At 67.0% G+C, this 11,439-nt stretch carries 10 protein-coding genes and 1 pseudogene; 8 read left to right on the forward strand and 3 right to left on the reverse strand.

Features of this window, described 5'->3' with window-relative positions:
• The coding region (locus B1964_RS10355) for a vitamin B12 dependent-methionine synthase activation domain-containing protein (RefSeq protein WP_172398805.1) at nt 1–1,370 on the forward strand (1,370 nt) is incomplete at its 5' end.
• A gap of 14 nt (nt 1,371–1,384) precedes the next feature.
• Here the strand turns inward: B1964_RS10355 and B1964_RS10360 are convergent.
• The gene (locus tag B1964_RS10360) at nt 1,385–2,308 is read right to left on the reverse strand and encodes a manganese-dependent inorganic pyrophosphatase (protein ID WP_079929704.1); all 924 of its coding nucleotides are present in this window, start codon (nt 2,306–2,308) and stop codon (nt 1,385–1,387) included.
• A gap of 152 nt (nt 2,309–2,460) precedes the next feature.
• Between B1964_RS10360 and B1964_RS10365 the strand changes: the two genes are divergently transcribed.
• The 4 genes from B1964_RS10365 to hisG all read left to right on the forward strand — a co-directional run bounded on the left by B1964_RS10365 (nt 2,461) and on the right by hisG (nt 5,937).
• Nucleotides 2,461–4,014: a hypothetical protein gene (locus B1964_RS10365; RefSeq protein WP_079929709.1), complete on the forward strand. Its 1,554-nt coding sequence runs from the start codon at nt 2,461–2,463 to the stop codon at nt 4,012–4,014.
• A gap of 51 nt (nt 4,015–4,065) precedes the next feature.
• The gene (locus tag B1964_RS10370) at nt 4,066–4,749 is read left to right on the forward strand and encodes an HAD family phosphatase (protein WP_079929705.1); all 684 of its coding nucleotides are present in this window, start codon (nt 4,066–4,068) and stop codon (nt 4,747–4,749) included.
• Nucleotides 4,750–4,755: 6 nt separating this feature from the next.
• A complete protein-coding gene (locus B1964_RS10375; RefSeq protein ID WP_006370149.1) occupies nt 4,756–5,019 on the forward strand; it encodes a phosphoribosyl-ATP diphosphatase in 264 nt (87 codons plus the stop codon).
• Between the two features lie 69 nt (nt 5,020–5,088).
• Nucleotides 5,089–5,937, forward strand: a complete 849-nt coding sequence (gene hisG, locus B1964_RS10380; RefSeq protein WP_026920137.1) for an ATP phosphoribosyltransferase — start codon at nt 5,089–5,091, stop codon at nt 5,935–5,937.
• Nucleotides 5,938–5,967: 30 nt separating this feature from the next.
• On the opposite strand, the gene B1964_RS10385 is transcribed toward hisG, so the two are convergent.
• Nucleotides 5,968–6,801: a thioesterase family protein gene (locus tag B1964_RS10385; protein WP_079929706.1), complete on the reverse strand. Its 834-nt coding sequence runs from the start codon at nt 6,799–6,801 to the stop codon at nt 5,968–5,970.
• 289 nt (nt 6,802–7,090) lie between these two features.
• On the opposite strand from B1964_RS10385, the gene B1964_RS10390 reads away from it, so the two are divergent.
• Nucleotides 7,091–8,698, forward strand: a complete 1,608-nt coding sequence (locus tag B1964_RS10390; protein ID WP_172398806.1) for a PE-PPE domain-containing protein — start codon at nt 7,091–7,093, stop codon at nt 8,696–8,698.
• 29 nt (nt 8,699–8,727) lie between these two features.
• On the opposite strand, the gene B1964_RS10395 is transcribed toward B1964_RS10390, so the two are convergent.
• A complete protein-coding gene (locus tag B1964_RS10395; RefSeq protein ID WP_079929708.1) occupies nt 8,728–9,642 on the reverse strand; it encodes a RecB family exonuclease in 915 nt (304 codons plus the stop codon).
• A 191-nt stretch (nt 9,643–9,833) separates the two neighbouring features.
• On the opposite strand from B1964_RS10395, the gene B1964_RS10400 reads away from it, so the two are divergent.
• Nucleotides 9,834–10,664: a tRNA (adenine-N1)-methyltransferase gene (locus B1964_RS10400; protein ID WP_006370154.1), complete on the forward strand. Its 831-nt coding sequence runs from the start codon at nt 9,834–9,836 to the stop codon at nt 10,662–10,664.
• Between the two features lie 173 nt (nt 10,665–10,837).
• Nucleotides 10,838–11,439: pseudogene (locus B1964_RS10405) on the forward strand (proteasome ATPase); the annotation flags it as partial.

Below are 11,439 nucleotides of genomic sequence, written 5' to 3' on the forward strand. Positions count from 1 at the left end.
CCGTGAAGGGCGATGTGCACGACATCGGCAAGAACCTCGTCGACATCATCCTGTCCAACAACGGGTACGAGGTCGTCAACATCGGTATCAAACAACCGATCTCGACGATCCTCGAGGTCGCCGAGGACAAGCGGGCCGACGTGATCGGCATGTCGGGCCTGCTGGTCAAGTCGACGGTGGTGATGAAGGAGAACCTCGAGGAGATCAACGCCCGGGGGCTCGCCGACAACTACCCGGTGCTCCTCGGCGGTGCCGCCCTGACCCGCGCCTACGTCGAGAACGACCTTTCCGACACCTACGAGGGCCAGGTCCATTACGCGCGGGATGCCTTCGAGGGCTTGCGGTTGATGGACGAGATCATGGCGTTCAAACGCGGCGGCGGGTCGGTCCCGGAGAGCGCCGATTCCCTCGCCGCGGCGAAGAAAGCAGCCGAACGCAAGGCGCGACACGAACGCTCACAGCGGATCGCCGCCAAACGCAAGGCCGCCGAGACGCCTGTCGAGGTGCCCGCACGCTCGGATGTCATCGCCGACAACGAGATCCCGACCCCGCCGTTCTGGGGCACCCGGATCATCAAGGGAATCCCGGTCGCGGACTACCTCCAGCTACTCGATGAACGCGCACTGTTCTTGGGACAGTGGGGATTACGCAGTGCGCGCGGAGGCAATGGACCCACCTACGAAGAACTCGTCGAGACCGAGGGCCGACCCCGTCTGCGTGAATGGATCGATCGCCTCTCCACCGAGGGCATCCTCGCGCACGCAGCTGTGGTGTACGGCTACTTCCCGGCGGTCAGCGACGGCGATGTGGTGCACATACTCACCGAGCCGACACCCGACGCGCCGACCCGGTTCTCGTTCACGTTCCCGCGGCAGCAGCGGTCACGGTTCCTGTGCATCGCCGACTTCGTCCGCTCCCGCGAGGCGGCGCTGGCCGACGGGCGCGTCGATGTGCTGCCGTTCCAGTTGGTGACCATGGGGCAGCCGATCGCCGACTTCGCCAACGAGTTGTTCGCACGCGACGCCTATCGCGACTATCTCGAGGTGCACGGGATCAGCGTGCAGCTCACCGAGGCGCTGGCCGAGTACTGGCATCAGCGGGTCCGTGGTGAACTGGCGTTCGCCGACCGCGCCGTCGACGCCGAGGATCCCGACAACGCGCAGGGCTTCTTCGACCTCGAATACCGGGGTGCGCGTTTCTCGTTCGGGTACGGGGCATGCCCCGACCTCGAGGACCGCGTCAAGATGATGGAGCTCCTCGAGCCCGAACGCATCGGAGTGCACCTGTCGGAGGAACTGCAGCTGCATCCCGAGCAATCGACCGATGCCTTCGTGCTGCACCACCCGGAGGCAAAATACTTCAACACCTGAGTACGGCGCGAGTTTCAGCGCATGGCCGCGGTCAACGGCGGCACCACCTGCTTCTTGCGGGAGACCACTCCCGGCAGGTGTGCATGGCCGTCGACGACGGTGACCGAGAAGGATTTCTCGACCGCGGCGACGGGTTCGCCGACCACGAGGAGTTCGGAATCCCCGCGGAGCACGTCGGTGACGAACAGCAGCAACAGATCGTCACCCGCCCGGACGCGCTCGGTCTCCATGGCCGCGAGGAACTCATCGCGCCGGTCGAGGACCTCGGTGGGATCGGTGCTCGAGATCTGTGACAGACGCACCTGCGTGGTGCCCAGCGTGTAGCTCTTCGCGTCCCGGTCGATGAGTTCGGCGGCTCCGAGATCGCCGAGTGCGGCGCCGGCACGCAGCAGTGCGTCGCCGTAGGTGTCGAGGTCGATCCCGGCGATGCCGGCGAGTTCGGCCGCGACCCGACGGTCGTCATCGGTGGTGGTCGGGGAGTGCAGCAGCAAGGTGTCAGAGATGATGGCCGACACCATCATCCCGGCGATCGCGCGGGGGATCGGCACCTCGTTCTCCGCGTACATGCGGGCCAGGATCGTGCAGGTGCATCCGACGGGTTCGACCCGGAAATACAGCGGGAGGACCGAGGTGAAGTTGGCCACGCGGTGGTGATCGACCACTCGCAGCACGGTCACCTCATCGATGTCGGCGACACTCTGCTGCCGTTCGTTGTGGTCGACGAGCATCACCTGATCGGTCTCCGGCCGTGCAAACTCGATGACCCGGGGCGCGCCGAAGGCGAAAGAGGCCAGCGCATGGGCGGTTTCGGGATTCGGCGGGCCGAGCGCGACCGCCTGGGCGTCGGTTCCGAGTGCCACCTCGAGTTCGGCGAGAGCCAGCGCCGACGCGATGGCGTCGGTATCGGGATTGCGATGTCCGAAGACGAGAACCGTCATGGGAGCCTCTCGGTACACGCCAATAGGGGTGGCCTTGAGCCTACCCCGCGGTCGTCGGTCGACATTGTCACGTTCGTCGGGTGATGACGGTGTCATCCGATTCGCAGCGTGCGTGCACCGGCCTCCCAGCTTCGGTGTCCACCCTTGGTGTCATGACCTCTGCGACCCTTACGGACACCGAGGTGTCCGATGCCGGAGACGAACCGACGACCGACATCGGACCTTCTCGCACCGCGCCGACGTGGGCACGATGGCTCGTGCTGGGCGCCCTCGTGGCCGTTGCACTCGGCGTGCGGTGGCACTTCCAGTCGATGGAGACGATGGATTACCGGGCATTTCTGTCGCGCTGGTACGAGACCCTCGACACACAGGGCTTCGGGGCATTCAAAGAGCAGTTCGCCGACTACAACTACCCCTATCTCTACCTGATCTGGTTGCTCACCGTCGTCCACGCTCCCACGCTGATCGGCATCAAGGCACTCTCGGTGACCTTCGATCTCGTCCTGGCCTTCTTCGCCTACCGGATCGTCGCCCTGCGCACCGATCGATTCACCCTGCGTGCCTTGGCTTTCGGCCTGATCCTGTTCCTACCGTCGGTGATCGCCAACAGCGCGTGGTGGGGTCAGGCCGACGCCATCTATTCGGCATTCGCGGTCGGTGGCATCTACTTCTTGCTGCGCGCGCAGCGCGTGGGCATCACCCACCGGGCGTATGTCCTGAACTCGTTGTGGGCGTGCACCTTCTTCGGACTGTCGTTGTCGTTCAAGCTGCAGGCGGTCTTCGTGCTGCCGATCCTGGCGTGGATGCTGCTACGCGGCAGGTTGCCGTGGTACACCCTCGCCGCGATTCCCGCGGTATTCGTCTCCGCGGTGCTTCCCGCCGTGGCGGTCGGCGCCCCGTGGTCCGATGCGCTGTCGGTATATCTGCACCAGACCGACTCCTACAAACAACTCACCCTCGGGGCGGCCAACCTGTACCAACTGATCCCGATCTCCGGCGACGCCACCTGGCTGGCGCGCCTGGGCATCGGACTCGCCGCGGCGATCATCGTGATGTTCCTGGCGTGGTCGGTGTGGAAGAAGCCGCCGGTGACGCCCGCGTCGATCCTCGTGGTGGCGACCGCGTCGGCGGTGATCGTGCCGTTCCTGCTGCCGGCGATGCACGACCGGTACTTCTACCTGGCAGAAGTGCTCAGCGTGATCATGGCGTTCTACCTGCCGCTGCGCTTCGTGATCATCCCGATTCTCATCCAGGCCGCGGCGATCGGTGTGTACCACTCCTCACTGAGCGGGGATCAGGGGCAGGGCTTCGGTGCCGGCCGCGGTTTCGGTGGTCAGGGTTCCGGGGGTGGCCAGGGCTTCGGGGGTGGTCAGGGCTTCGGGGGTGGTCAGGGCTTCGGCGGGGGTCGGGGCTTAAGCGGTGGCCAGGGCCCCGGTCGAGAGCACGGCTTCGGCGGCGGATCGGGCGGCGGATGGCACGGCGATACCGGTGGTCAGCCCGGAGCCGGGGCACCGGGTGGTGGTGCCCCGGGCGGCACCGGAGCAGGTGCGCCCGGCGGACACGGTGGCTCCGGTGGTTACACCTCCGGGCGAGGCGACACCGCGCTCGGCATCTACGCGTCGATGATGGGGCTGGCCGCGCTCGGGCTTGTTTGGGCGGTGGCCGACACCCTGCGGCGAGCTCGCGGAGCGGTCCTCGGCCGGTGACCGGGGTCACCGGATTGGGTGTGATCACCGCTCGTCGGCGATGATTCTCTCGTGCCGACAACCGCCGATCGTCGTACTCCCGACGCCGTCCTCTGGGACATGGACGGCACCCTGCTCGACTCGGAACGCCTGTGGGACGTCGCCGTCGCCGAGCTCTCGCTGCGACACGGCTATCCGATGACCCCGGAGCTGCGGGAGTCGACGCTGGGCAACTCCATGGACGACGCACTCGACAAGGTCTACGACGCCGCCGGACTCTCGGCGGCCGAGCGTGATCATGCCCGCGACGAACGCTGGCTGCTCGACCGGGTCGCCGAACTGTTCGCCGACGACCTGCCGTGGCGACCGGGCGCCCGCGAGACGCTGGAACTCGTCGCCGCGGCCGGTATCCCGATGGCACTGGTCACCAACACCGTCCGCGAACTGACCGAGCTCGCCCTCGACACCCTCGACCGGCGGTTCTTCGCCGTCACGGTGTGCGGCGACGAGGTCGCCACGGGCAAGCCGGCACCGGATCCGTATCTGCGGGCGGCGGAGCTCCTCGGGGTCGACGCCCGCCGATGCCGCGCGGTCGAGGATTCGCCGACCGGGACCTCGTCGGCGACCGCCGCCGGGTGCACGACGCTCGTGGTGCCCTCGACGGCGCCGGTTCCGCCGGGTCCGCTGCGGGAGTTCCGGACCTCGCTCGTCGGGGTCACCCTCGCCGAACTCGAAACAGCCCACGTGCGAGGATAGGAACTCGTGAAAACCTTCGACGAGCTGTTCGCCGAGCTGACCGACAAGGCGCAAACCCGGCCGGCCGGCAGCGGAACCGTCGCCGCCCTCGACGCGGGCGTGCACACCCTCGGCAAGAAGATCATCGAGGAGGCCGGCGAGGTGTGGCTCGCCGCCGAGCACGAGTCCGATGAGTCGCTCGGTGAGGAGATCTCCCAGCTCATCTACTGGTTGCAGGTGATGATGATCAAGCGCGGTCTCTCGCCGGCCGACGTCTACCGCCATCTGTAGGTCGCGCCCGATCCGGCGCGGCCCATCGCCCGTCATCCCCTCAGCTCACCAGCTACCCCTGGAGTGATCATGCTGCGAGTCGCAGTACCCAACAAAGGCGCGCTGTCGGAGTCGGCGGCCGCCGTCCTGGCCGAGGCCGGCTACCGCAAGCGGACCGACAGCAAGGACTTGACCGTCCTCGACATCGCCAACGACGTCGAGTTCTTCTTTCTGCGTCCCAAGGACATCGCCATCTATGTCGGCGCCGGGACCCTCGACCTGGGCATCACCGGCCGCGATCTCGCGCGCGACTCGGGCGCCGAGGTCGACGAGGAGCTCGCCATGGGGTTCGGCAGCTCCACCTTTCGCTATGCGGCGCCCGGCGACCAGGAGTGGACCGTCGCCGACCTCGCAGGCAAACGGATCGCGACGTCGTATCCGAATCTGGTCCGTGCCGACCTGGCCTCGCGCGGACTCGAGGCCGAGATCATCCGCCTCGACGGAGCGGTCGAGATCTCCATCCAGCTCGGCGTGGCCGACGCGATCGCCGACGTCGTCGGATCCGGACGGACGCTGCGTCAGCACGGACTGGCCGCATTCGGTGAGTCGCTGTGCGACTCCGAGGGCGTGTTGATCAGTCGTGCCGGAACCGACACCGACAAGCGCGCACGACAATTCGTCAAGCGTGTGCAGGGCGTGGTGTTCGGTCAGCAGTACGTGATGATCGACTACGACTGCCCCCGCGGCAGCATCTTCGACCAGGCGATCGCGCTGACCCCGGGCCTCGAATCGCCGACCGTCTCACCGATGGCCGACCCGGACTGGGTCGCCGTGCGCGCGATGGTACCGCGCAAGAGCCACCAGAACCTGATGGACGAACTCTCCGAACTCGGTGTGCGGGCGATCCTGGCCTCCGACATCCGATCCTGCCGGTTCTGAGCCTTACGGGCGTAGGCCGCCGGTTGCCGCTCAGCGGCCGTCGAGCAGCACCGTCTGCGCGGACCGGCCGATGAACCCGTCCGCGTCGTAGAGATCGGCGAAGGTCGCGCCGAAACCGTCGGAACCCGCGGCCAACTCGGCGTCGATGCCGAGCCATTGCCCGGACGGCACCGCCGAGAAATGCACGGTGGTGTCGGTGTTCATCCACGTCCACTCGTCCGGACGCAATCGGGTGCCGAGGCCGTTGGCGACGTCGACGACGGTCATGATCGATTGCAGATCGGAGATCTTCTCCCCGGCGACGAGTTCGACCGCCGGCCGTAGCCAGACCGCCGGTGTGGCGCCGAGCCTGCCCGTGGTGACCGCCGACTCCGTCGAGCCGATGAATCCCTCGGTGCCCCAGTCGACCCCGAGTGAGCTGTCCGCGGTGACGCCGACCTTCACATCGATGTCCTCGGGTGTCGGCCGCAGCGGCGACTGGGGACGCACCGCGATCGTCGAGGTGTCGTGGGCGCGCAATCGCCACGCCACCGCCCGGGCCACCGGACGATACGAGCCGTCGGGTTGGACGACCTCGAGGTCGGCGGCGACCATGCTGATGCGGCGGCCCGGCCGGATCACCTGCGCCCGAACCCGATTCATCTCGAGCCCGACCGCACCCAGGATCTCGGTGGTCACTCGGGTGAAGTGCATCGACGTCTCCGGCGCCGCGTGCTCGAGCGCCCGCATCAACAGTCCGGTGGGAGGACCGCCGTGCTGGATGTCCGACGACCACGGACTGATGGTCGCCGACGTCGGTCGAAAGTATTCGAACCCGTCCGAACCCGGACCCTCCGGAACGTAGTAACTGGTCTCCACGACCACAGCCTATGTGAGTCGGCATAGTCCGCCGGGGGTGGGCCCTGAGCCCGCCCCCTAGCCCGGTCCTGACCCCGCGATGGCCACGTCGGTTGAACGATCGCAACTGTTCGTCCGATCGGGTGAATCTTCGTGGATTTGCACCGAGTTCGGCCGGTCAAACGTCCAGGATGAACTTCGTTCACCACCGTCGATCCGAGCATGTTGATCACGAACAGCGGGCAACATGACTCATTGATGGGAGCCCTGGTGGATCCGCGACGTCCACGCGGTGATCGATCGAGGGGAAGACGTCTTGTACGGAGTACGAAAGGCGGTCGCGAGTACGGCCGCCGGATGCGCGCTGTGTCTCGGTGCGGTCGTACCGATGACCCTGTCGGCGACCACTGCCGCAGCCGGTGCCGGAGTCGACGGCACCATCGCATGGCTGGAAGACCAGGGTGTCGTGCGCGCGGCAACACCGGACGACTGTCCGGTTGCGCCCGCAGGCGACTCATCCGGCGATCAGTCCGGGGCCACGACCCCGATTCCCGATCCGTGTCCCGATTGGCTGTCGGTCGGCGACCCCCATGCCGACCGCTCCGCGATCATCGTTGTCACACCCGGGACCGACGACGGCACGCTGTACCCACGGATCAAGGGCATGCGCGCCGGGCGCGAGACCATCGTCATCGACTATCCCGAAGCACTTGCGCCACTCACCTCGGGACGGTCCGGCGCAGTGCTCCCGATCTTCGCGCCGACCTACGACCAGTCGCGCGATATCGCGGTGGCCAACAATCTGACGGTGATGCGAGAGTTTCAGAAGCTTGCGCCCACCGCGCCCCACGTCGTCTACACCGGCTACTCCCAGGGCGCCGAAGCGCTGGGCAACGCTGCCGAACAGGCCGTCGGCTCGGGCTCGATCGACACGGCCAACTCGCACATCATTCTCATCTCCGATCCGCGCTCCCCGTGGGGGTTGAAGGCCTGGGCCGCCGAGCAACCGCTGGTGGGGGCGTTTTTCGAGGCGTTCGGTGCGGAATCCAACGGTGCTCGCGATCCGGGCGCGACGGGTGACCAACTGCCGGTGACCTCGGTGATCGTGGTGGGTGATCCGGTCGCCAACTTCCAGTGGGTCTGGTATCGGCCGGTGAGTTCGCTCCTCGTCGACGCGGCAGGCTTCATCCCCATCCACTCCGGCATGGGCGCCGACAACTACGGGGACCTGATCGACTACAGCCAGGAACCGACCACGCTGTACAGCCAGGACGGCAACACCACCTACCTCGTCTATCAGCCTGATCACCATCCGTTGACGATGCTGGCGATGCTGGTCAACGACGAACTCGGGATCGGCTACGACACCGCCGACGTCGCGCGCTGGGACAAGGTCAACAACGCCTTCTATCCGCTGCAAGGCCCCGCCGTCGACAACGCGGCCGTACCGGTCGTGATCAGCCCGGACCAACGCACGGCGTCGTCGCCACAAGCCCGGACCGCATCCGCACCCGACACCGCGGCGCCGCTGGGTGACACCGCGCCACCGAGCCAGCCCGCGCCACCGAGCCAGACCGCACCGCTGAGTCAGGCCGTCGCGCCGAGCGAGACCACTGCACCCCAACAGGATTCGGCGCTCACTGCACCGACGACCGCCGGGCGACATCGAGCACCCGAGGCGCCCGGCGGCGACCAGACGTCCACCACCCAGACGGGAACCACCCAGACGGGGAGCGCCGGGACGGGGGAGCAGTCCCCGGCCGATCAGCCCGAACAGGGCGGGGGACGGCACCGCCTGCAGGGCAGTGGTCGGCACGCCGACACCGTGACCTCGGGTACGACAGGGACGGCAACAACAGGCACGGCCGGCGCAACTGACGGGGGCTCAGGCGACGGCGCTTCGGGCGCCACCAACGCCGGGTGATCTGACACACCACCCGGCCGAGCGTCGGCTCAGGCCGTGAAACCCGGTGGTGGACCGGGGTATTCGGGAATCTCGCCGCCGAACTCGGGGCACCGTTCGTGATGTTCGCAGTACCGGCACAGGCGTGATCGACGCGGCCGGAAGTCGCCGGAGGCGACGGCTGCCCGGATGGCCCGCCAGATCGCCGACAACGTGCGGCCGAAACGCTCGAGCTCGTCGCGATCGGGGGTGTAGGTGAGCACCTGCCCGTCGGACAGATACATCAGTTGCAGACGGGCGGGGACCACCCCCCGAATCCGCAGGATCGCCAGCGCGTAGAACTTCATCTGGAACAGCGCCTTGGCCTCATACGCCTCACCGGGCGCGCGACCGGTCTTGTAATCGACCACCCGGATCTCCCCGGTGGGTGCGATGTCGATCCGATCGATGAAACCGCGCATGAGCACGTCATCGGCCTCGATCTCGACGTGTTCTTCCACCGCGGCCGCATCGAAGGCCGTCGGATTCTCCATCCGGTAGTAGTTCTCGATGAGTCCGTGCGCCTCGGCGAGGAAGGCCTCGTGATCGCCGGATCCGATCAACTCGGCCAGCGTCGGATCGGCCTCGCACAGCGCCGCCCAGGCCCCCTCCACGAGAAAGTCCGCGGACTCCTGGGTGCGCAGTGACGCCGGCATGTCGAAGAGGTTCTCGAGTGCGGCGTGGACGACGGTTCCGCGAGTCTGGGCCTTCGTCGGTGTCTCCGGGAACCGGTCGATCGCACGATAGCGATAGAGAAGCGGGCATTGTTTGAAGTCGGTGGCACGAGAGGGTGACAGAGCCAACGGCCGACCGACGAGACCGCGCCCGGAGCCCGGCGCGGACACCTCGTCCGGGGTCGGGCCGCCCGCGGCCGGGGCGGGTGCAGCAGTGGCCTGGGTGGACCCGGGAGAAACTGTGGTCGTCACATTTGGCAGGGTAGGGCGCGGCTGTGACAAACCCGAGTACATCGGCGACAAACGCCGCGAGCGTCGGTGACAAGCGCCGCGCGCGGTGGGGGACCACATCCTCGACAGTGGAAACGTCCTGCCACAGTAGACAACACATGTAACACCAGCCCCGAGAGGAACACCCCCATGCTGCGCGAGAGCACCACCTGATGGCGTCGAGTGGCGTGTTCGTCGTCGGGGACCGGGTCCAGCTCACCGACGCCAAGGGCCGCAAGTTCACGGTGATCCTGGAAACCGGGAAACAGTTCCACACCCACCGCGGTGCGATCGCACACGACGACCTCATCGGCGCGCCCGAGGGGAGCATCGTCGCGGCGACGAGCGGAACCGAATACCTGGCGCTCCGTCCGCTCCTCGTCGACTACGTCCTGTCGATGCCCCGCGGTGCACAGGTCATCTACCCCAAGGATGCCGCGCAGATCGTGACCGAAGGTGACATCTTCCCCGGTGCGCGAGTGCTCGAGGCCGGTGCCGGGTCCGGTGCGTTGACCTGCTCGTTGTTGCGCGCCGTCGGCGAGCGTGGCGAGGTGACCTCGTACGAGATCCGCGAAGATCACGCCGAGCATGCCCAGCGCAATGTCGAGACGTTCTTCGGCGGCCATCCGGCGAATTGGTCTCTGGTGATCGACGATCTGGCGAATATCGCCGTCACCGAGCAATTCGATCGCGTCATCCTCGACATGCTCGCGCCGTGGGAGCCGCTCGATGTGGTGCGTTCGATCATGAAACCAGGCGGAGTCTTGACGGTTTATGTGGCGACGGTCACGCAATTGTCGCGTGTCATCGAGGCGCTGCGCGACCAGGAGTGCTGGACCGAGCCTCGGGCCTGGGAGTCGCTCGTACGTGACTGGAGCGCGGTCGGCCTCGCGGTCCGGCCCGAACACAAAATGCAAGGACACACCGCGTTTCTGATCACGGCACGACGACTGGCCGAGGGCACCACCACGCTCCGGCCGCAACGGCGCCCCACGCGGGGCTGAATCCGCGCACCGCCGCGCCGGAAACATCGCTAATACGTTGCGAAGACGCACATTTAACACACCATCAACATCTCTCCTCACGCAGTGCACGGCGATTCTTCTCTCCTGCCGGTAGCGTGGTGTTACGGCGCAAGCGCTCCATTGGGAGCGATTGCCGGGGAGAGGAGTCAGTAATGACCGAATCTGATCGCCATGAAGCCTCGGTGGAGAACACGGGCAGCAATGACCCGAGCGAGTCCACGCATGCGCGCGACGTCGACCCCGCGCGTACGCGCGACGTCGATGCGGGGGAGACGTTCACCCCTGCCTACACCCCGCCCCTGGCCGCGGCGCGTGCGGAACGGGAGCGCTCGGCGTTCACCCGGGCGTCGGATCCGAAGGATCTCCAGGATCGCGTCGACAACCTCACCGCCCGCAACGCCAAGCTCCTCGAAACCCTGAAAGAGGCGCGTCAGCAACTCGTCGCCCTGCGCGAAGAGGTCGACCGGCTCGGACAGCCCCCGAGTGGTTACGGCGTGCTGCTCGAGATCCATCCGGACCAGACCGTCGACGTGTTCACCTCGGGGCGCAAGATGCGCCTGACGTGCTCGCCGAACATCGACACCGAGGTGCTGCACAAGGGTCAGACCCTGCGCCTCAACGAGGCGCTGACGATCGTCGAGGCCTGCGACTTCGATTCGGTCGGCGAGATCAGCACGCTGCGTGAGGTTCTCGGTGACGGCAACCGCGCACTCGTCGTCGGGCACGCCGACGAGGAGCGCGTGGTGTGGCTGGG

Source organism: Gordonia sp. i37 (assembly GCF_002043085.1).
GTDB classification, from domain to species: Bacteria; Actinomycetota; Actinomycetes; order Mycobacteriales; family Mycobacteriaceae; genus Gordonia; species Gordonia polyisoprenivorans.

Bases quoted from the DNA above. Each gene is read 5' to 3' on its own strand.
- B1964_RS10360 (WP_079929704.1), bottom strand. From the start codon at position 2,308: ATGACGGTTCTCGTCTTCGGACATCGCAATCCCGATACCGACGCCATC.
- B1964_RS10365 (WP_079929709.1), top strand. From the start codon at position 2,461: ATGACCTCTGCGACCCTTACGGACACCGAGGTGTCCGATGCCGGAGAC.
- hisG (WP_026920137.1), top strand. From the start codon at position 5,089: ATGCTGCGAGTCGCAGTACCCAACAAAGGCGCGCTGTCGGAGTCGGCG.
- B1964_RS10400 (WP_006370154.1), top strand. From the start codon at position 9,834: ATGGCGTCGAGTGGCGTGTTCGTCGTCGGGGACCGGGTCCAGCTCACC.